Source organism: Arcticibacter sp. (assembly GCF_045629565.1).
Lineage (GTDB): Bacteria > Bacteroidota > Bacteroidia > Sphingobacteriales > Sphingobacteriaceae > Arcticibacter.
This window is the reverse complement of sequence record NZ_JAZQRL010000121.1, coordinates 1-19207: the sequence shown is the minus strand read 5'-3', so window position 1 is coordinate 19207 and position 19207 is coordinate 1. Positions and strand designations below refer to the sequence as shown.

Below are 19207 nucleotides of genomic sequence, written 5' to 3'. Positions count from 1 at the left end.
GGCAATTAACTATTAACCCCCTCCCTTCTACATCCTTAGAGGGCAAAACAAGATAAGATTATGAAAAAGCATGATTTACAGAGGTCGCAATTTGGAAAGTATAAGGGTAGGCTTATATCATGGATAGCTGAAAATGACCCGTATTATGCTAAATGGCTCGCGACACGATCTAATTCTAAAACAAAAAGTAAAAGGGCAGCACAGTCAATAATGGATCGCCTTAACCCCCAACAATCAAACAAGTAAAACAAATGGAAACCAGAAAAGTAAAACACGTAGATGGTGTTACAGATGTAATAGCAAAAGGCAGAGTCATTAACGGTGAATTTGTAGGTGAATACAAATTTCAAGGTATGACTTATGGTATAACAATTAAAGCGTAAGGTTATGTCATTAGAAGAAAAAGCTGATGCCTATATCAAACAATCCAGGCATCAATTACCGTTAGGAGGTGAAGAATCAGCTAAAGAAGATTTTAAAGCAGGCTATCTGCTGGCTATCAAAGAAGCAACAGAAGCAGCCTTGTCAGGTTTTCCTCACGACAAAGGAAAAGATCTTTATGAAGAAATTCAATCATTAAATTATTAACAAAGCAATGATGACAGGTATAGGAAAAATTACAAAAGAAGATTTAAGAATGTTGGGTTTCAAGCCTATTGGGTTGGATGTATGGTGCATCTCGTTTGATGACACATTCAACATAATAAATGTTGACATAAGCGAACCGGAAGCTGTACATGTTTCTATTGAGTGCTTGAATGATAGCATGCACGTCCCGAATGCTTACGCTTTATCTGACTTAGTTGTATTGATCACTTTGTTCGGTAAATACAGTGAGCAACAAGAGAAGGAGGCCACCAATGGATAACAGCACAGATATTCAAGTTATAAACTTTGCCAAAAGCCACATGCCAGACTGTAAAGTCAATTCCACCCACTTAAAAAGCATTAAGGTAGAAAGTGAATATGGTTCTAAATGGGAAGTGACTTTTAATAAAAAAGTAATCCCGACTGTGATGCCGGGGGTATTTAATTACTTATGGGACTTTCATTCAATAAAGGTATTAACATCAGGATTAAAAATAGTAAAACCATGAGTACAGATAACAGCAAAGAACAACCGATGGGGAAGCAATTCAAGGTATTAACAAACTGGAATAAGGAATTAAAGAATTACCCTACCTCAATCCCTTGGTCTATGCTAAACGAAGAACAGGCTCAACTTAATCACGGTCAATCGTTGACTCGGTTAAATGAACGTGGAGGTATGGGGGTGAGCGAAATATTATTCAACATTAAAAAACAAAGACTTCAATTTAATAAAGAAACTCAAGCTGATGTTGATGAATTGAACCTTTTAATTAAAGCCTACCATGAGCCAAATTAAACAATTAATCCCAAAGCCAGGAACGGTGATCCTTGCGGTGAACTTGCCGGAGTGGGCGTGTAAATTCAGTGTAACGTCAGGAGATAATAATTTGCACTACAAGATCGGTACAACTAGACACATCTACAATCTCCCAGATGGACAGTTGGAATTACTCGGAAAGCCATCAGACATACCGGAAGAGGTTTGTCGCTCGTTATTCAGAAACAAAGATGGTTACGGATTATCAGTTGAACTACCGGCGCCAAACAACAGGACTGCATATTTCAGTGGTAAAGATGCGCTATCTGCTTTCCTAAAGGCGAATGAGGTCTACAGCGTTAATCCAATATGCTGGGTTAATCCAAGTTCAAAAGCTATTCATTTTGATTCTGAAAAAGATAGAAAGGCAGCTATAGTAAAATGGCAGCAAGCCGAAGCCAACACCGGAACATGGGTACTCTTACTTAAAATCAATCAATAAGATGAATATAACAGACGAGCAGATCAGAGAGGCTGCGAAACAATGGGGGCAAGAAGACCCAGACGAAGAAAAAACAGACGTAACAAGAGTATTAGCTGATACTGCACGTAGATCGTTTATTAAAGGAGCAAGCTGGATGCAAGAGCAAAGTAAGCCGGAGTGGGTGTGCCTAAAGGATAGAGAGCCAGAAATAGGGCAAACGATCATAATCGACTATGGGAATGAAAAAGATCTTCTATTCGTAGACAGCATAGTGTTAGGCACGTTAAATCCAGGATACAAATGGATTCCGCTGCCCTAACCCCAGATCAGCTATTCATCATGGAATTAGATGAAGCAGATAGGCTGTATGCCGAGAAGAACCCGGAGAACGAACAATTAAACTTATTTGAGGAATAGCAATATGCCATTTGATAAAAAACACTACAACGAGATAAAGAAGTTTGTCAGGTGGAACCTGGAACATAGGCCTTGGTGCTACACGGGTAAATGCCCCTTTGAATATGCTCGAACGTTTTTACCGCAAGTATCTGATTGCGTTTACAGAGAGGACTACGAAGGGGCTAAAGCGTGCGCGGATGCTATAAGGGAGTTCTTAAATCAATTCTTAGAGACACCGATTAAAAAAACCGAGTTACTGAATTTGCCGGAAATACGAGACTACTTGAGAGAGATCACGCTTAAATAAAAAAGAGGCCGGAGAAATCACTCCCGACCCCCTTAAATAAACTACTTAAGCAAGTATGCAACGGGTAGAGGGATTAAACCAAACTTATTTTAAAAAAGATTATGAAAGCACAAGAATTACGATTAGGAAATTATGTTAACGTAACACGTACAGACCAATCTCCATTTAGAATTGACCTAATAGAGCATGCTTGTGAAGGTCACTGCAAGGCCGGAATGAATGTCCATAAATACGAAACGCCTTGGGGATTGATTGACGGACACCCATTAACTTGGGAATTAAAAGATATGTCGCCAATCCCACTAACCGAAGAATGGCTATTGAAGTTCGGATTTAAAGAATATGACCAGTTTGGATGGGAGCATTCCTTGAATGTAGGCGCTATAAAATTGTATACGCGATCATCTTACGGGCATATTTACATGGAATTGGAGGGTATATATCTGGGAGATAGTATCAAGTATGTTCATCAACTTCAGAACTTTTATCATGGCATTACAGGTCAGGAACTACCCTACAACAACCCATAAGGAGGACCGTCCGGCATCTGCTCGTTAATAAACTCAACGATCATCTGAATATCAACGGTGGTGAAATCAGGATCATTGATGTGCGGCCTCCATTCCCCACCCTGCCAGCATACCTTACCGTAGTTGTACCGATCAACCAATACAGACCAGCAGCCACCGCCTCCGGGCATCCATTCGATCTCCAGCGTTTTCGTTTCGTCGCCGTATGCCAGGGGTAAGCTAATCCGGGGGTTCATAGGTCCTGTTTTTCGATAGCATCACCAATAAGCTGCACAAGGTCAGCAGACATATCCTCGCTCTTCCAGTCTACAGCCGGATAGTCCTCGCTGATCTCTGGGTAGAGCGTTCCAAGCAGTACGTCACCTGAATAGCAGTCATAAACCAGGTCGTTACCCTCCTCATGGAATAAGGCGGTTACAAAGATCTCGTTGCCCTGGTGGGTTATAGTGAATTGTTGATGTTGCATGGTTACTCAAATATGTCATCATTTGCTTTGTCTAATTCATCGTCTTTGCGAATATCATTTAAATAAGTCTGATGCATAGCAAGTGATGAGTGTCCTAATAGCTCCATTGTAATCATAGGGTTATTGATCTTGTCAATTGCCATACGTGCATAAGTGTGACGAGCAATGTGAGAAGATAGGGGTTTGTCTATTCCGGCAAGTTTGGCAAGACGCTTTAAGTTGTAGTTCACAGTCACGGTTCTTGATTCCTTAACCTTCAAACGTCTTGACTTGTTTTCAAATGCACTAAGTTCTTTTTTGTCAGTCCAAGAAAAAAGAGGAAACAGCCGTTCAAAACGATCCATGTATCTATTAACGATTATAATCGCTCGAGGTATAAGTTTTATAGAATAGTTTTGCCCTGTCTTATCGTCGGCATATATAAAGCGCCCATTTTTAAACTGACTACTGTAAGCTTGGAGTATGTCCCCAATACGAATACCCCTAAGATATACTTGTAACAGAAACATATCTCGAACAGCAGCAAGCTTAGTGTCTTGTTTTAGTGGCAGAGTCTCAATAATATTTATCTCTAAGGATGTTAATTTCTGCTTTACAGGTCTTTCAGATTTTACACTGAATTTCATTATTTCCTCACTAAACTTTTTATCAGTATACCGATTAGCTATGCTTCTTATTGTCCGCATCTTCTTTTGAATGGTTGATGTTTTATTTCCCGATGCAGCCATTAATTTACAGAGAGACTTCAACCAGGGTACATCAATATCGCTAACCCTAATCTTTGACAGGTCCTCGAACTCAAGCTTAAAACCATGAACCTTTTTATATGGTCCTGTTTTCATTTCATCTACCAACCTGGTCAACTCATAGTCGAACGCCTGATCGAGTGTCGGCACTGTGCTTGCTTCAAATATACTTTCTATTGTAATATTTCCGCTACGTACGCCAAACAGGTTCCGTTCTGCTTTAATGTATTCCTCGGTTAGATAGTTATTTGTGTAAGCTGAGTTTATAACCTTGGCTTTCACCCTACATGTTTTGACATCCCAGTCTTTCTCAAGGCAATTATGTATCACTTTCTTTTTTCTAACTCCATTTATAGTATATTGAATAATCACAGGACTAGTACCATCTGCATAGACTTTAGAGGTGTACAGAAACATTTTAAGATTGATACTCATATTGGTGTGCAAATGGTGTCCACAAATATAAGGGATGTTGTTGAAAATAGTGGTTTGTCATATGCGAATAGTACTGTACGGCATCGTGAAACCAATACTTCCCACAACTGAAAACAAGCTCTCGAATCCCTTCGGGAACACCACAAGAGTCTTAGAACGCGCTGATTAACAACAAGTTACGGCGCGTTTTTTATTCCTGGTGTACATCTGGTGTACGGATTTCGGCTAGTTGCCTCTCTAGCTCCTCAACTCTCTTTGTTAATTTCGTTACTTTAGTATCAAGCCTGGTTTGATTCCATTCGTATGTTCGGTAAGTTGCCACCAACCTATCTATCGTCTCCACTAAATTTTCTCCCCTTTTTCTTAGAGTATTTGGCATGTATTCTTCTTCCCTTCTTTGATATCCGTATCCACTAAGGAGCCATTCAGGATTTAGTTTATACTTTTCCATCAAGGTGGTTATAATTTTACTAGAAACTTGCCGCTTTTTAGTTTCTATACTTGATAAGTGCGTGGCACTAATACCTAGTAGTTCCGCTGCCTTAAAACCCTGCTTGGAAATGTATTCTAGTCTGAAAGCTTTAAATCTTTCGTTTATCCGTGGGTCAGCTACTAATTCCCATTCTTCTTTCTTCTCAATCATGTCATTTTGCTATTTAATTGGTTGGTTGAATTTGTATTCGTATGTCAGTATTCCGATTTTTACAGTACCGGATTGGTCGAATTTCAGTAATCCTGACTTAATAAAGTTGTATTGATCCAGTACAGCACAGTCCATAACACGATCAATGGCTTCTGCAATCTCCTGTAAAGGTTGCATATAGGTCTGGTAGATCCTTATTCGAAGGAATCCGAAGTATAACTTATCTAATCCCATCACCATTCGCTGGCTTGGCCAGACCTCAATTACTTCCAGATCGGGAATATAATCAGGCCCTCCGCGAATAAATGTTAGGTTTGGTAAATTGGAGCATAGATGTTCCATTACCAACTTTGTTGGTTCTTCAGTATTCATTCTATATTGGTTAATTATAGGGTAATTGTTCTATAAATTATTATCGGTTCTTGCTAATGTACCTATTATTACTATTAGTTATGTATGTGTAGCCGAAAACGCGTATTAATGCTGATTTATAGGTAGTTGTGTTTATTTTATTCAGAATATAATATCGATGATGGCTTAAGTGATTTCGCAAACGGAACCAGTTTATCGTATGCGTTTTGACTCAGTACGTTTGATTTCTTATATGTAACGGATTCGAATGCATCTTTCGACTCCTGCCATGATACTAGTTTAAGGGTTGACAGGCTCTTAGTTTTACCTGTTATCTTTACTTCATTGTCTTTGGTTGTAACGTAAATAGACATTATGTATACAGATCCATTCCCGTTAACCTTAATGGGCTCAGTAGAAATTTGATTAAATTCCGGGTCTTTTGAACCGATGCTAAATCCCTGGTCGATCATCATCTGTCCGGCAAGCTTGTAATTTTCAGAAGACGATAAGCTGTTTTTTACGATTATCTGCTTCACGCCCTTGAATAAAACGGTATCAGTTTTCTGTGCTATTGCAACAGTAGTGAATGTTATCGCTATTAATGTTAGTAGTTGTTTTTTCATGGTTATCGTTTATTTTGGTCTACTTTAACTATACTAAATATTTGGTCAATATCCTCTAGGCTCCAGACTTCATCTTTGTATTCTGGGTTAAGAGAATGTATAGTGATCAATCCTTTTTCTACATCATGATCTATTATTTCCTTACAAACTATCCCCTCCGTTCTGTGTACAATTATCCAACTATCATAAGTATGCATATGAAGTTTAGACCTCCATTTAGATTTATCTAATAACCTACCAACAGCGACACGCCCTGGGAAAATACTTTTATCAGCTAATTCAAAGGTAGAAAGGTTGACCATGCTATCCCCCTTCACCTCAAAAGCCATATAGGTGCTAAATGCTTTTTTAGAAATCATTACAGGGATAGTATCCATTTCTTCGTAAAATTCTGGGTAATTGTAATTGTGAATATAACCCGCTTGCGCTTTTATAGGTACGACAGGTACTTCCATCATTAAACTACCATCATTTAGTTCGTATATTTTTTCACCTGTAGCTTCGAGGCCATATGGGTCAGCAAGGCGTAATGGTATAGCTTCTAATCTAGGTTTGTCTGAATTCAATAACATTTCTCCGGCTCCCGTTAAAATCCAATTTATATTTAGTTCTGGGTATGCTTCTTTAATTTGAGCTATAGACTTCTGCCTAAGGCTATGTCCGATCTTATTTACGAATCCATTTGATAAACCAGCTTTTACTTCAAAAGACCTGGTATCTATTCCTAAATAATTAATGTAGATTTTAATTCTATCGCTAACGGTCATCTGGTATTTTTTTCTGCCTGTAAATCAATTAGTTACAAATAAATAGAAAATAAATCTATTTTTCTATTGCAATAGATAAATTCTCTATCTATATTTGTTGTACACAATAAAACAAAGATACAATATAAACAATCAACCACGTATAGTAACTAACTACCAAACACCATGAAACCGAAAAACCACGAGCCACAAGTAATCGGAAAACCAGGATTCACACACTGCCATCCTAAAGAACCAACACTGACACAAAGAGAATGAGAAATCCTAAACCACATCACATATCCTGATAAGATCATCGCAGATAAACTGCACATCAGCATACGAACTGTGGTGAATCACTCGGTAAGCATAAGAAGAAAAACAGGATTAAGGTCAAAGGCAGAAATGACAGCGTACTGGATGTCCCACATACTAAGTAAAAATTAAAACCAATATAATGAGTACAGAATTCGCGGTACCGACACCAGGGGTGTCATTCAAGAAGATGATTATAGCAATGGAGGTCGGACAGAAGCTGCCATTTCCAATTAAGTATCATAAGTCTATACGGCCTATAATCAGCAGTGATATTAAGATTGAATATCCTGAGCGTGAGTATTCAACTACCACCAAACAAATTAAGGACGCATTAACAGTAATCAGAGAAAAATGAGAACCGCCATGAGAAACATCATTACCTTTAAAGACGGGCTACAGATTGTAGAAATCGATGGTGCCCGCTACCAGTTCCCCTTTTCAGAAAGCGATCTAGCAGATAGCATTGAAGAGTATAATAATGATTTAAGCCGTAGATCCGGTCTTGACTGCGACGACTACACACCAAAGGAAATGGCTATTGAGATCGCATCATATTGGGAAACCGAAGATGTTGAAAACATGATCTCAGAAGTTACTGATGATGAGTTGCCAGACTACATCATCGAGGATAGAAAGGAGCTACACCATGCAGCTTAACATTGAACAGATCGAAAAAGATCTATGCCGGCAAATGGCACTCATCGACCTAATAAAAAGGTCCCCCAAAAAAGCTATGACCATAGCGACAACATCCGGTGCCTATACCGCAACATTCGGATCAGATGCCGAACTCAAGGCAGACATTAATAAACAAAATTCAGTAACTCAAAGGCTGGTTGATATGCTGGCTAAAATTAGAAAGGAGGAATCATGGAGGGAGTTAGTATAGTTGACAAGCCCACGATGGAAGCTTTACTAAATAAGCTGGAGGTTATGCACGGCCTTTTCGTGAAAACAAGCGCAGAACTAAAGAACTACAAAACCACATATCTAACTACGCGTCAAGTATGTGAGTATATAAAGAAAAGCGAAAACTGGGTGCTCCTCCATAAGCATGACTTAGGATGCAGTAAACGAGCTGGAACATTGCTTTTCAAAAGACAAGATATTGACGATTTTATTAATTCCGATTACTTCAAAAAACCATAACATGAACGCCTCAGCATACGATATCAAGCCGATCAAAAACAGAATTGCAGCCCTAAACCTAATCATTAAACTATCACCAAACATCATTGAAATAAAAGAGTTGAAAATGGAAATCGTCAACTTAAAAAGTGCAATCAACTGCATCAAGTGTATCCAATTAACTTATTAAAATCATGGAAGAGCTTAAAAAATATTGGAGTCTGGCATTAGAAAAATACCGCTCCGCAGAAACCGAATTGCAACTAAGTGAAGCAATTTCAAATATCAAAGGTCTAATGATGTTGTCGAGAGAAATGGAGGAACCAACCCATGTATAACCCACGCGAATTTGACACCTTAGATATGGAAGATATCAAGCAGTCACAGAACATCTGGAACGCTACAAACGACCAGACTGAAAAGGATGAGGCACAGTTGAAGTATGATGATCTACTTGCAACGGCACACCAACCAGTAAGCAAGCACTTCCCATTCGTTCAATGGTACTTTGTTGCCCTCGCTGTATTACTCTTAATCTGGCTACTATAATGGCGACCTGGATCGATAAAATAGTATCGCGTACCGCAGTAGGTAAAGTATACGTAGAACGTAAAGTAATAGCAGAAGCGCAGGCAAAACACAAAGCTGAACTGGAAGCAGTAGACGATCAGTTAGCAATGGAGGAAGTATACTGTCAGGCATTGGAGATATTGATTAGAGATGGACAAACTTAACCAATCCGACAAGGACAAAGTGAACGGTCTGATCTTAACCCTTAGACACGCAAAACTAAACGTTCCTGACTTTGAAGATCCAGATGCTCAGGTAATGGGTGCGGATATAAAGGAAGGACTAGATATAATAATGACCACAATTAATAAAGTAGCGAAAATTATAAATAAATAAATCATGGAAAACAAATTAGCAACAACAGCAAACAATCAAGTGGCAACTAACCAAGTAGGTGACGCTGAATTAATTGGATATTTGGATAACCTGGGACTTACTAAAAAGTTAAGCGAAGGTGAAAAGAGTACTTACCTAAACATTGCAAAGGCATTCGGATTGAATCCATTTAAGCGTGAACTTCATGTTTCTAAGTACGGAGATACAATGAGTATCATAACTGGCTACGAAGTTTACATCAAACGTGCTGAGCGTAGTGGTCAGTTAGACGGATGGTCTGCAACAACTAGCGGAACTGTTGAGGGTAGTGATCTAAAGGCAACAGTTACTATTTACCGCAAGGATCGTACTCATCCCTTTGTATGGGAGGCTTTGTATACTGAATGCGTTCAGAAAACACGTGAGGGGAAGCCTACTCAATTCTGGCAAAAAGCATCTTTCATGACAAAAAAGGTTGCGATCTCACAGGCTTTCAGATTGTGTTTCTCTGATGAACTTGCCGGTATGCCTTACACCGCTGACGAAATGCCAAGCGATATTCCTGAAACTATCGACACGCAACATGAAGTGTTAACCGTTGTTCAGCCTGACTACGAAGCTGATCTACGAGCATGCGGCAACACAGAGGAATTAAAGGCTACCTATAAAAAAATGCCTAAAGACAAACAGGTTGAATTTAAAGACCTCGTCGCTGAAATGAAAGAATCGTTTATCAAATCGGAGCAAGCTGCTTAATTATGGAATTGGAAAACTTAACCGGTTTAACCTACCACGCTAGTTTCTCGAAGAAAGAGGCTACCCAGACAGGTGTAAACTTAGCAAATGACATATTCGATCGGGGGGAGAAAGACCCCCTGCAAGTTTTGTCCAACATAGTAAGGCTAAAGCAAGTAATTGACAGCGCAGAAAAGGTATTCAGGGATCGTTTAAACTTGAACGCGGCAGATAGTTGGAATGGTGTAACGTTCACGCCTAAAAACGGATCAGAGAAGCTACAATATTCAGAGGATCATGTTGTTGCTGAACTTGAAGAAAAGCTAAAACAGCGAAAAGAGCTTGTAAAGGTTGCCACGAAATCAAAGGATGTGATATTTGATAGTGACGGTAACGAAGTGACGAAAGTCAGTACGGTTTACGATAAAAGTAGTATTGTAATTAGTTTTTGATATGGCAAAGGAAATAACATTGACACAAGGTAAGGTCGCTATCGTTGATGATAGCGACTATGAGTATTTAAGTAAATACAAGTGGTATACTAAAAACAACAATGGGTTCTTTTACGCTGTACGCACTGACAGATCGGTGAAGCCGAGAAGAACGATTTTCATGCATCGTTTAGTTATGAATGAATGGAATTCTAAAACATTCATCGATCATAAAGACCATGACACACTGAATAACCAGAAGGCTAATCTTCGGGCTTGCTGCCATGCCGAGAATATGAGGAATGGAACTAAGACAAGCAAACTAAAAACCTCAGTTTTCAAAGGCGTCAGTAAACGAGTACAGAGAAGGAATGGAAAAGTTATTTACACGGCATGGCTTGCTCAAGTAGGTTTTGAAGGAAAGAGAATACAAGTAGGGCTGTTTCAAGATGAAGTTGAGGCAGCTAAGGCGTACGATAAGGCCGCCTTAAAGTATTTCGGTCAGTATGCCAATTTAAACTTTAAAGATCATGGGCAAGCAATTAACACCTGACCTCTCAAACCTACCTCTTCATATCCGAAAGGTTAACAAGAAATGGTACATCGACACATGTAACGGAAAGTACATTGCAGCCACTCGGATAGCAGACCACCTACCCAAACCCCCACCCAATCACGAGCAAATACTTGAAAAAAGATGGGATTTGCGGTAAATAAATTCTCAAAATGAGTTGATTGAGAATATTTATAAGTATATTTATATCTCCAATCAGGGTCGTAGCTGATGCAAATAATTAAAACTGCCTCGGGCGTTCTGGTACCTACGACTACCACAACAAACGGGGCTTTATAATTGAAAATAATGGAAGAATTTAAAGGAACAAAAGGCGAGTGGTTTGTATCTGGATTTACAGAGATTGTAAGTATGCCGAGTCAAACTAAAATATCAAATAGTATCTCGGGTAATAGTTTTGAGGAGGCTATGGCAAATTCAATTCTAATAGCCTCTGCTCCAGAGTTGCTATCATTACTTAGGGAATTAGTTGAAGATATTCAAGATGAGCCCGTAAGCACTTCAATTAATAATACAATATGCCGGGCAAATACCGCAATCAACAAAGCATTAAATATTAAATAACCTTAACCACGCCGGCAATGGTACCCGGAATGAACATGAATATAGTAGGAAAAGTGCACGAAATTGGTGCTACACAACAGGTCTCGGAAACTTTCAAGAAGCGAGATTTGATCATTGAATATGCGGAAAATCCCACATATCCTGAATACATTAAGTTTGAATCAATGCAGGATAAAACCAGCCTGTTTGATAAAGTAAAAGTAGGAGATACAGTAGATGTACACTTCAACCTCCGCGGTAGACCGTGGACGGATAAGGCGGGCAAAACTAGTTACTTCAACTCAATGATAGTTTGGAAACTCGATGTGAGTGCGCAGGGTTCGGAAGCAGCTCAATATGCGCCACCTGTAGATTTAAATGTACCTGCTGGCGACTCTGGAGATTTACCCTTCTAGCCTCAACCCAATACGCAACACCTCCTATAGAAATATAGGGGGATTTGTGGCGTAAAAACCAATTAAATATGAAGAAGATAAGCACATTATTTAAGAAAGACCCTAATGATTTAGGTAGAGTCGTTAATGAGTTTAATGAAGAAAACTTATGGGTGTTTAACCCTGGAGTAAAGATAACCCGTAAATGGGATGGTACAGCATGCGCTATTATCAACGGCGAACTTTACAAGCGCTATGATGTGAAGAAAGGTAAAGTTGTACCAGAAAATGCAATCCCGTGTCAGGAACCAGACGAGATCACAGGTCATTGGCCTCATTGGATTAAGTGCGACAGGCTTGACAATGGCAGTAAATGGCACTTTGAAGCTTTTGACTACGCGCCTGGATTACACGACGGAACATACGAGTTGTGTGGTCCTAAAATACAGGGCAATCCCGAAAAGCTAAGCAATCATTATCTTATTGCTCATGGTAAAGACGTGATTGCCTTATCTCAAGAAGCGGAGATAACCTTTGATAGAATTAAATTATACCTGGAAAACAATGACGTTGAGGGCATTGTATTTCATGAACCCTTAACTGGTAAAATGTGTAAGATCAGGAAGTCTGATTTTGGAATTAAGAGATAGATACCACCACACCCCCAACAACACCCTGCTACTATAATACGGAGCAGGGGTTAACTGCTAAAAGCCCGACCATTTATGAATGAATACAACAAGTTTTTAGAATCAAAACGAAAGACTTTTATTGAGTCTGGATTTGAAGTAGACGAAAGTAAACTGAATAGCAACCTTTTCGACTTCCAGCGATTTACAGTAAAGACTGCGCTATCAAAAGGTCGTTTCGCTGTGTTTGCAGATTGTGGTCTGGGTAAAACCCTGATGCAGTTAGCGTGGGCCGAGCAAGTGTATAACTTTACAGGTAATAAAGTTCTAATCCTGGCGCCGCTTGCAGTTGTCGAGCAGACGAGACTTGAATCAGTAAAGTTCGGGATCAACCCTGATAGCTTCGATATTAACAACTACGAACAACTGCACAACATAGACGTATCGGTGTATTCCGGAGTTGTCCTTGATGAAAGCTCTATACTTAAAGGTAGGGATGGAAAGTTGTCGAACCTTATAATCGAGACGTTTAAAGGTACTCCGTATAAGTTAGCGTGTACCGCGACACCTTCGCCGAACGACCACATGGAGTTAGGCCAGCATAGTGAATTTTTAGGCGCAATGACCTACCTGGAAATGCTAGCAATGTTCTTCGTGCATGATGGTGGCGAGACATCAAAATGGAGACTAAGAAAACATGCAAAGGACGTGTTCTGGAAGTATGTTTGCACCTGGTCAATAGCTATCGACAACCCTGCTACACTTGGCTTTAATGCCGATGGGTATACGTTACCTGAAATAGAGTATATCGAGCATCTCATACCGGTCGAAAATAATACCAATACGCTTTTTACAGACGTTGCGGTAAGTTCAACTGATATCCATAAGGATTTAAATAGATCGTTCGATGCTAGGCTTTTAAAAGCGGTCGAATTGGCGGAAGCGGCAAAGGGTCAATGTATCGTATGGGGATTGAAGAACAATGAAACTGATAGTATAGTGAAATTACTTGATGATGCTGTAAACGTTCAGGGTTCGGATTCGCCGGAATATAAAGCGAAACATTTAAACGGATTTGCAAAAGAGGAATTTAATACCCTGGTAACAAAAACCAGTATCGCATCATTTGGAATGAACTACCAACAATGCAATGAAATGGTATTTATGTCTTACGACTTCAAGTTTGAGGCATTTTATCAGGCCGTTCGCCGGTGCTACCGGTTTGGACAAAAGAACAAAGTAACCGTACATATACTAATACCAGAAAGTCAGATAAACGTAAGGCAAACCATTTTAGAAAAACAAGCCCGGCATCTTGAAATGATCCACGAAATGACAAAGTATTCAAGTCAGGCTGATTACAAGGCCAACAAATCAAAAGTTATGATTAAAAATAAAGAAGTAAAAACAGACCAATACCACGTTATAAACGGCGATTGCGTTCAAGAAACCGCCAAGCTGAAAGATAATTGCGCAGACATAGTGGTATTTTCTCCGCCATTTGCCGAGTTGTATGTATATTCTGATAAAGAAGAAGATATGGGGAATGTTTCAGACTATAAACAGTTTGAGGAACATTTTAAATACCTGATCCCAGAGCTAAAAAGAACACTTAAACCTGGGCGCATTTGTGCCGTTCACTGCATGGATCTGCCAGTTCAAAAAGGTAAAGAGGGTTTTATTGGGCTTCGTGATTTTAGCGGCATGATAACCGATTGGTTCCAGGAACAAGGTTTTATTTATCATAGCCGGGTTACTATTTGGAAAAATCCAGTTACTGAAATGCAACGAACTAAAGCATTAGGATTACTCCACAAGACGATCAAGAAAGACAGCGTAATGACACGCGTAGGTATTCCAGATTACATTTTGTTTTTCCGTAATGAAGGAGAAAATCAAACGCCAATTACCCACCAGGATAAGGACGCAAGCAAAAGTGATTACTTACCCGTTGACCTTTGGCAGAAATACGCGTCTCCAGTATGGTATGACATTAATTATAGCCGTACACTACAATACCGGTCCGGTCGTGATGGAAATGACGAAAAGCATATATGCCCTTTACAACTTGACACAATAGAGCGTATACTACATTTATACTCAAATGAGGGCGAAACTGTATTAAGCCCTTTCGGCGGTATTGGCTCAGAGGGATTCTGTGCCCTTAAAATGAACCGAAAGTCCATAAGCATAGAACTTAAGGAAAGTTATTTTAAGATCAATGAGGCTAATCATAAGGCCTGTATCGAGGAAAAGGAATCTGTATTATCACTATTTGATTTAGCATCATAACAATGACCAACCAACCACACCCAGGCGATATTATCGCAGACGAAGACAGCCGTTTAGGAACGGTAATAGGCATCACGCCAACAAGTATTAAAGTAAAGTATTCATTTCAGGTTGAGACAGTATCGTATCCCGCTGATACGGTACAATCGTTGGCTGATTTAGGAATGACCCTGATCAAATCCCATAAGGAAGTGTTAAGTATGTTCAAGGAGGCTGAGGTATGTTGAAATTTGCAACCTTTTGTTCCGGGATCGGCTCACCTGAGCAGGCATTGAAGGAACTATGTGTCCCGCACGAGAATGTATTTGCCTGTGAGAAAGATAAACATGCTTCACGTTCATACCTCGCCAACTTTTCTCCTAATCAGATGCTTCAGGATATGACAGAATACGACTACGAAGATGAAAGCTTATACGCTGATATGGTTGTTGCCGGCATCCCATGTCAGGCGTTTAGTTTAGCTGGAAAACGGCTAGGCGAACTGGATAAGCGCGGATTGCTGTTTTACGACTTTCACAGGTACGTAAAGAACAGACAACCAAAAGCATTCATTATTGAAAACGTGAAAGGTCTGTTAAGTGATAATGGGGGTAAAACGTTCCAAAACTGGATACAATTGCTTGGCCAATCAATGAACCTGCAAAACTTTCTATTTACACACGAAGATAGCCTGATGTACAACCTACACTTTGAAGTGTTGAACAGTAAAGATTTTGGCGTACCTCAAAACCGGGAACGTGTGTTTCTTATTGGTGTACGTAATGACCTGCCAAATACTTTCCGCTTCCCTCCTGGATTCAGGTTAACCAAACGACTGAAAGATATTTTAGAACCTGAAGTAGATGAAAAGTATTATTTGAGTGATAGGATGCTTGCGGGGTTTAATACTCATACAGAAACTCAAAAGGCAAAAGGTAACGGGTTTAAGTTCGAGCCGATAACTAATACTGATACTGAAATTGCATCATGTGTGACCGCTCGTGTATTTAAGATGGGTGTTGATGACAATTATATTAAGGAAGTAGGTAAGCTTAATAGTAGTCAAGATGGACGAGTATTTGATGTTTCCGGAATTTCTCAATGTCTTTCTTCTGGGAACAACAATAGTCCAAAAGTACTTGTTTCCAAGGAAGTGAGAACGGAAGAAGCTAAAGCGGAGCGTAGAGCAACCGGAACAAACTCATTTAGGGGTAAAGAAATTAGGTTCGCTCCGTCTGAAGTGATGAATTGTTTGCAGACCTCACTTACTAATGATCATTTGATCGTAGCCTGCAATCTACCTGGTAATAACGAAATGAGATCTCGTGTTTACGACAGCGCGGGTATTTCGCCAACAGTAACCGCAAAGCAAGGTGGTGGACACGAGCAAAAAACAATTGATCAACAACGCATCCGCAGATTAACACCCCTTGAGTGCTTCCGCTTACAAGGGTTCCCAGATGATCATTTTTATAGGTGCAAAGAAGTTAATAGCGATAGTCAGCTTTATAAGCAGGCGGGTAACTCGATGACTGTAAATGTAATGAAGGAACTAATTAATAATCTCGTAAAAGTAGTATCATGCCTATAACAGAAGAACGAAAAGCCACAATGCGTGCGTACAGCATAGAAAGAAACAGAAAAATGGCAGAGGCGGCAGGCAGGACTTATAATCCAAGAGGTCCAAAGAACGGAGAAATGACTAAAGAGGAACGATGCAGACGGGCACGTGAAAAATACAAGAAAAACCGTGAGGCACAGGGTAAAGAGTACGTGCCTCAGTCAAGTGAACCTAAGCCGGTGAAAGTTAAATTACCTGAACCCATTAAGGTTAAACCACCACGCCCTGTTAAACAAAAGACGCCGCGGGTAAAGGTTGCCAAACCAAAAGCAATCCGCCAGGAACGCACTGTAAAGATCAAGCAGGTTGATGAGTCTACGCTCACCCGAGTGTACATAGAATCGTTAAAGATGTACGTCCTCCTTCCTCCAGGTAAATCTAAAGAGCAGGTTGAATCTACTTATTTGAACAGGAGAGAGAATAAGGTGGTGAAGTGGTGAGGGGCATGAAACAACACATAGCAACATTGAAGCGTACTAGGTACGAATCTGCTATATTTAACTACGGGAAAGTACCGCTCTTAATGCTTTTAAATGAGCACGAACGAAATGAAAACTTTGAGGAATGTCAGATAATGATTGAAGCAATAGCATTCATGAATGAGCACAACTCATATTTCAATACGCATCCCATCCCCACGAGGTTTCATAATGGATTGTTCCAGGATTTTAGAGACTCAATGGCTGAGTTCGGTATGACTGGTGAAACGGCGATTGGTAATTTTCCGTATTACATGGAGGACATCAGGCGTGACGCTACCATCGGCACTATTGTAGTGATTGATAATTTTAATGAAGATGTTTAAATGCATCATAGCTGGAGGCCGAGACTTCAAGCACCTGAATCTCCTCATTGAAAAATGCGATAAGATCCTGTATAGCTTCGGTGAAGATGTAGAGATTGTTTCAGGTGCTCAGGTAACAAACGATCCTTTATGGGGTAAACATGGAGCTGACTACCTGGGTGAGTATTACGCTACATCTATCCGCCATTGTAAACTAACCCGTTTTCCTGCCGACTGGAAAACACACGGCAAATCAGCAGGTCCAAAACGTAACAAGCAAATGGCTGAATACGCAGACGGACTGATTGCGTTTTGGGATGGTAAAAGCCGAGGCACCAAAAACATGATTGATTTAGCTACTGAACACCGGTTGAAAATCAGGGTGATTATGTATTAATTCCTTTTTTCGTGCGATCTTTTTTATAACTAATAGTAATATAAGTAATAAAAATTGTGTATTATTGTAATGCGGTTGGTAGCCGATAAAGACATTTAACATTACACCCCTGCACATTCTTAATCAGCAAAATCGCTGCTGCTAGGCTACCAACTTAAATTCTGTGTGGGGGTGTATTGTATTAATAATTTATAAGCCAAATGATTAAGACGCCTAGACCGTATCAGATCGACATTGTTAATAGAACAAGCCTATCCTTATCAAAGAATAAGGCCGTTATACTACATGCCCCTACGGGCGCAGGTAAGTCTATTATGATTGATATGATCGTTAGTAGGTCGCTATCAAAAGGTAAAACCGTATTGGTCTTATCTGACGCAAGAAAGATATACAATCAGCTTGTTAAGGAATGCAATGGCATTGAGATAAATAGTAACGTCAAAGAATTAACCATCACTCCAGGCAATTGCTTTGTAGGCATGATTCAGACGATACTGAAACGACCTGCAATAATTGCTCAGCTACAGGAATTAAATTCAAACCTTATTATACTGGTCGATGAGTGCCATATTTCCACTTCAACTAAACTAATAGACTATCTGCCAGACGCATTCCGAATCGGTTGTACAGCAACTCCATATGGCACATTACACAAGCATCTACCTATCTATTATAATGATCTGGTTGAGGGGCCTCAAGTTGATTGGCTGATTCAGCACGGATACTTGACCAATTACCGACATAAAATGCGTGCTCCCGCAGATACAAGCCTATTGCAAATCCGCAATGGTGAAGTAACCGAAAAATCAAACGAAGTTGTGTTTGGTGCTCAAAAGGTTTACGATGGGCTATTCGATGATCTCAGGAAATTCCCATTTAAAAAGGCCGTAATATTTGTCGCTTCTATAAAACAAGCGGAATCTTTAAACGACAAACTTCTAGCAGAAGGTTTTAACTCCTGCCGTTATCACTCACAGGTTGAACATGGAGATTACGAACTGGCAAAATTTACCGTATTACATATGTGTAATGTGCTGGTAACGATAAAATCTTTAAGTAAAGGGTGGGATTACCCGCCTATTGATATGGTTGTTCTGATGCATAAAACATTATCGACTTCGGTCTATCAACAGGAGATAGGTCGTGGATCTCGAATATACCCAGGCAAAGATATGTTTACCGTTCTTGATTATGGGACAAACTGGAAGCAGCACGGCTTATATTTTGAGGATAGGCCTTATTCAGAATTATGGAATAAGGTTAAAAATAAGTCAGATAAAGAGGGCGCAGCATCCTGTAAGTGCTGCCCATCATGCGAGAGCATTATATCAGTCAGTGCGCGGATATGTAGTTATTGCAACTTTGAATTTCCTGTAGTAGAGCAAACGCTTGCGCAAGGTGAATTAATAGATCTT

34 protein-coding genes are annotated in these 19207 nt (G+C 39.8%); 27 read left to right on the top strand and 7 right to left on the bottom strand.

The features are described from left to right. Positions 1-251: 251 nt before the first annotated feature. The 7 genes from ACKI5J_RS16585 to ACKI5J_RS16555 all read left to right on the top strand — a co-directional run bounded on the left by ACKI5J_RS16585 (position 252) and on the right by ACKI5J_RS16555 (position 3068). Positions 252-383 (top strand): hypothetical protein, encoded by a 132-nt coding sequence (locus ACKI5J_RS16585; protein WP_407430602.1) that lies wholly within the window; start codon positions 252-254, stop codon positions 381-383. A 4-nt stretch (positions 384-387) separates the two neighbouring features. Continuing rightward, positions 388-588 carry a hypothetical protein gene (locus ACKI5J_RS16580; protein ID WP_407430601.1) on the top strand — a complete coding sequence of 67 codons (201 nt, stop codon included), beginning with the start codon at positions 388-390 and terminating at the stop codon, positions 586-588. Positions 589-595: 7 nt separating this feature from the next. After that, entirely contained in the window at positions 596-868 is a 273-nt protein-coding gene (locus ACKI5J_RS16575; protein WP_407430600.1) for a hypothetical protein, read from the top strand. A gap of 171 nt (positions 869-1039) precedes the next feature. Next, entirely contained in the window at positions 1040-1387 is a 348-nt protein-coding gene (locus tag ACKI5J_RS16570) for a hypothetical protein (RefSeq protein WP_407430599.1), read from the top strand. Further along, positions 1374-1850 carry a hypothetical protein gene (locus ACKI5J_RS16565; protein WP_407430598.1) on the top strand — a complete coding sequence of 159 codons (477 nt, stop codon included), beginning with the start codon at positions 1374-1376 and terminating at the stop codon, positions 1848-1850. Before ACKI5J_RS16570 ends, ACKI5J_RS16565 begins: the two co-directional genes overlap by 14 nt. A 1-nt stretch (position 1851) precedes the next feature. Continuing rightward, complete coding sequence (locus tag ACKI5J_RS16560) at positions 1852-2151, top strand: hypothetical protein (RefSeq protein ID WP_407430597.1); 300 nt, start codon at positions 1852-1854, stop codon at positions 2149-2151. Positions 2152-2639: 488 nt separating this feature from the next. Then, positions 2640-3068, top strand: a complete 429-nt coding sequence (locus ACKI5J_RS16555) for a hypothetical protein (RefSeq protein ID WP_407430596.1) — start codon at positions 2640-2642, stop codon at positions 3066-3068. Here ACKI5J_RS16555 and ACKI5J_RS16550 read toward each other — a convergent pair. The 7 genes from ACKI5J_RS16550 to ACKI5J_RS16520 form a co-directional block, all read right to left on the bottom strand. After that, on the bottom strand, positions 3053-3304 hold the full coding sequence (locus tag ACKI5J_RS16550) for a hypothetical protein (protein ID WP_407430595.1): 252 nt from the start codon (positions 3302-3304) through the stop codon (positions 3053-3055). The genes ACKI5J_RS16555 and ACKI5J_RS16550 overlap by 16 nt on opposite strands. Then, complete coding sequence (locus tag ACKI5J_RS16545; protein WP_407430594.1) at positions 3301-3534, bottom strand: hypothetical protein; 234 nt, start codon at positions 3532-3534, stop codon at positions 3301-3303. The genes ACKI5J_RS16550 and ACKI5J_RS16545 overlap by 4 nt, the downstream gene beginning before the upstream one ends. A gap of 2 nt (positions 3535-3536) precedes the next feature. Further along, positions 3537-4715, bottom strand: a complete 1179-nt coding sequence (locus ACKI5J_RS16540) for a tyrosine-type recombinase/integrase (RefSeq protein ID WP_407430593.1) — start codon at positions 4713-4715, stop codon at positions 3537-3539. Positions 4716-4905: 190 nt separating this feature from the next. Then, positions 4906-5358 carry a hypothetical protein gene (locus ACKI5J_RS16535; protein WP_407430592.1) on the bottom strand — a complete coding sequence of 151 codons (453 nt, stop codon included), beginning with the start codon at positions 5356-5358 and terminating at the stop codon, positions 4906-4908. A 9-nt stretch (positions 5359-5367) separates the two neighbouring features. After that, on the bottom strand, positions 5368-5730 hold the full coding sequence (locus tag ACKI5J_RS16530) for a hypothetical protein (protein ID WP_407430591.1): 363 nt from the start codon (positions 5728-5730) through the stop codon (positions 5368-5370). A 137-nt stretch (positions 5731-5867) separates the two neighbouring features. Beyond that, complete coding sequence (locus tag ACKI5J_RS16525; RefSeq protein ID WP_407430590.1) at positions 5868-6335, bottom strand: hypothetical protein; 468 nt, start codon at positions 6333-6335, stop codon at positions 5868-5870. Between the two features lie 2 nt (positions 6336-6337). After that, positions 6338-7102 carry a helix-turn-helix transcriptional regulator gene (locus tag ACKI5J_RS16520; RefSeq protein ID WP_407430589.1) on the bottom strand — a complete coding sequence of 255 codons (765 nt, stop codon included), beginning with the start codon at positions 7100-7102 and terminating at the stop codon, positions 6338-6340. Positions 7103-7363: 261 nt separating this feature from the next. On the opposite strand from ACKI5J_RS16520, the gene ACKI5J_RS16515 reads away from it, so the two are divergent. The 20 genes from ACKI5J_RS16515 to ACKI5J_RS16420 form a co-directional block, all read left to right on the top strand. After that, complete coding sequence (locus ACKI5J_RS16515; protein ID WP_407430604.1) at positions 7364-7528, top strand: LuxR C-terminal-related transcriptional regulator; 165 nt, start codon at positions 7364-7366, stop codon at positions 7526-7528. A gap of 10 nt (positions 7529-7538) precedes the next feature. Then, entirely contained in the window at positions 7539-7754 is a 216-nt protein-coding gene (locus ACKI5J_RS16510; RefSeq protein ID WP_407430588.1) for a hypothetical protein, read from the top strand. 8 nt (positions 7755-7762) lie between these two features. After that, positions 7763-8056, top strand: coding sequence for a hypothetical protein (locus tag ACKI5J_RS16505; RefSeq protein ID WP_407430587.1), 294 nt, complete (start codon positions 7763-7765; stop codon positions 8054-8056). Between the two features lie 76 nt (positions 8057-8132). After that, on the top strand, positions 8133-8288 hold the full coding sequence (locus ACKI5J_RS16500) for a hypothetical protein (RefSeq protein ID WP_407430586.1): 156 nt from the start codon (positions 8133-8135) through the stop codon (positions 8286-8288). 433 nt (positions 8289-8721) lie between these two features. Then, positions 8722-8865 carry a hypothetical protein gene (locus ACKI5J_RS16495; RefSeq protein ID WP_407430585.1) on the top strand — a complete coding sequence of 48 codons (144 nt, stop codon included), beginning with the start codon at positions 8722-8724 and terminating at the stop codon, positions 8863-8865. Positions 8866-8890: 25 nt separating this feature from the next. Continuing rightward, positions 8891-9076, top strand: coding sequence for a hypothetical protein (locus ACKI5J_RS16490; RefSeq protein WP_407430584.1), 186 nt, complete (start codon positions 8891-8893; stop codon positions 9074-9076). Further along, entirely contained in the window at positions 9076-9261 is a 186-nt protein-coding gene (locus ACKI5J_RS16485; RefSeq protein ID WP_407430583.1) for a hypothetical protein, read from the top strand. The genes ACKI5J_RS16490 and ACKI5J_RS16485 overlap by 1 nt, the downstream gene beginning before the upstream one ends. A gap of 175 nt (positions 9262-9436) precedes the next feature. After that, complete coding sequence (locus tag ACKI5J_RS16480) at positions 9437-10168, top strand: RecT family recombinase (protein ID WP_407430582.1); 732 nt, start codon at positions 9437-9439, stop codon at positions 10166-10168. A gap of 2 nt (positions 10169-10170) precedes the next feature. Then, positions 10171-10599: a hypothetical protein gene (locus ACKI5J_RS16475; RefSeq protein WP_407430581.1), complete on the top strand. Its 429-nt coding sequence runs from the start codon at positions 10171-10173 to the stop codon at positions 10597-10599. Position 10600: 1 nt separating this feature from the next. After that, complete coding sequence (locus tag ACKI5J_RS16470) at positions 10601-11131, top strand: AP2/ERF family transcription factor (protein ID WP_407430580.1); 531 nt, start codon at positions 10601-10603, stop codon at positions 11129-11131. Between the two features lie 309 nt (positions 11132-11440). Next, a complete protein-coding gene (locus ACKI5J_RS16465) occupies positions 11441-11716 on the top strand; it encodes a hypothetical protein (protein WP_407430579.1) in 276 nt (91 codons plus the stop codon). Positions 11717-11751: 35 nt separating this feature from the next. Then, a complete protein-coding gene (locus ACKI5J_RS16460) occupies positions 11752-12111 on the top strand; it encodes a DUF3127 domain-containing protein (RefSeq protein WP_407430603.1) in 360 nt (119 codons plus the stop codon). 68 nt (positions 12112-12179) lie between these two features. Beyond that, entirely contained in the window at positions 12180-12740 is a 561-nt protein-coding gene (locus ACKI5J_RS16455; RefSeq protein WP_407430578.1) for a hypothetical protein, read from the top strand. A 75-nt stretch (positions 12741-12815) separates the two neighbouring features. Beyond that, positions 12816-15011, top strand: coding sequence for a DNA methyltransferase (locus ACKI5J_RS16450; protein WP_407430577.1), 2196 nt, complete (start codon positions 12816-12818; stop codon positions 15009-15011). A gap of 2 nt (positions 15012-15013) precedes the next feature. Beyond that, positions 15014-15238 (top strand): hypothetical protein, encoded by a 225-nt coding sequence (locus ACKI5J_RS16445; protein WP_407430576.1) that lies wholly within the window; start codon positions 15014-15016, stop codon positions 15236-15238. Continuing rightward, positions 15232-16581, top strand: coding sequence for a DNA (cytosine-5-)-methyltransferase (gene dcm, locus ACKI5J_RS16440; protein WP_407430575.1), 1350 nt, complete (start codon positions 15232-15234; stop codon positions 16579-16581). The genes ACKI5J_RS16445 and dcm overlap by 7 nt, the downstream gene beginning before the upstream one ends. Next, positions 16572-17051 (top strand): hypothetical protein, encoded by a 480-nt coding sequence (locus tag ACKI5J_RS16435; protein ID WP_407430574.1) that lies wholly within the window; start codon positions 16572-16574, stop codon positions 17049-17051. The genes dcm and ACKI5J_RS16435 overlap by 10 nt, the downstream gene beginning before the upstream one ends. A gap of 5 nt (positions 17052-17056) precedes the next feature. Further along, positions 17057-17416, top strand: coding sequence for a hypothetical protein (locus tag ACKI5J_RS16430; RefSeq protein ID WP_407430573.1), 360 nt, complete (start codon positions 17057-17059; stop codon positions 17414-17416). Then, the gene (locus ACKI5J_RS16425; RefSeq protein WP_407430572.1) at positions 17409-17792 is read left to right on the top strand and encodes an SLOG family protein; all 384 of its coding nucleotides are present in this window, start codon (positions 17409-17411) and stop codon (positions 17790-17792) included. Before ACKI5J_RS16430 ends, ACKI5J_RS16425 begins: the two co-directional genes overlap by 8 nt. Positions 17793-17992: 200 nt before the next feature. Then, a partial coding sequence (locus tag ACKI5J_RS16420; RefSeq protein WP_407430571.1) for a DEAD/DEAH box helicase family protein occupies positions 17993-19207 on the top strand: 1215 nt, incomplete at its 3' end.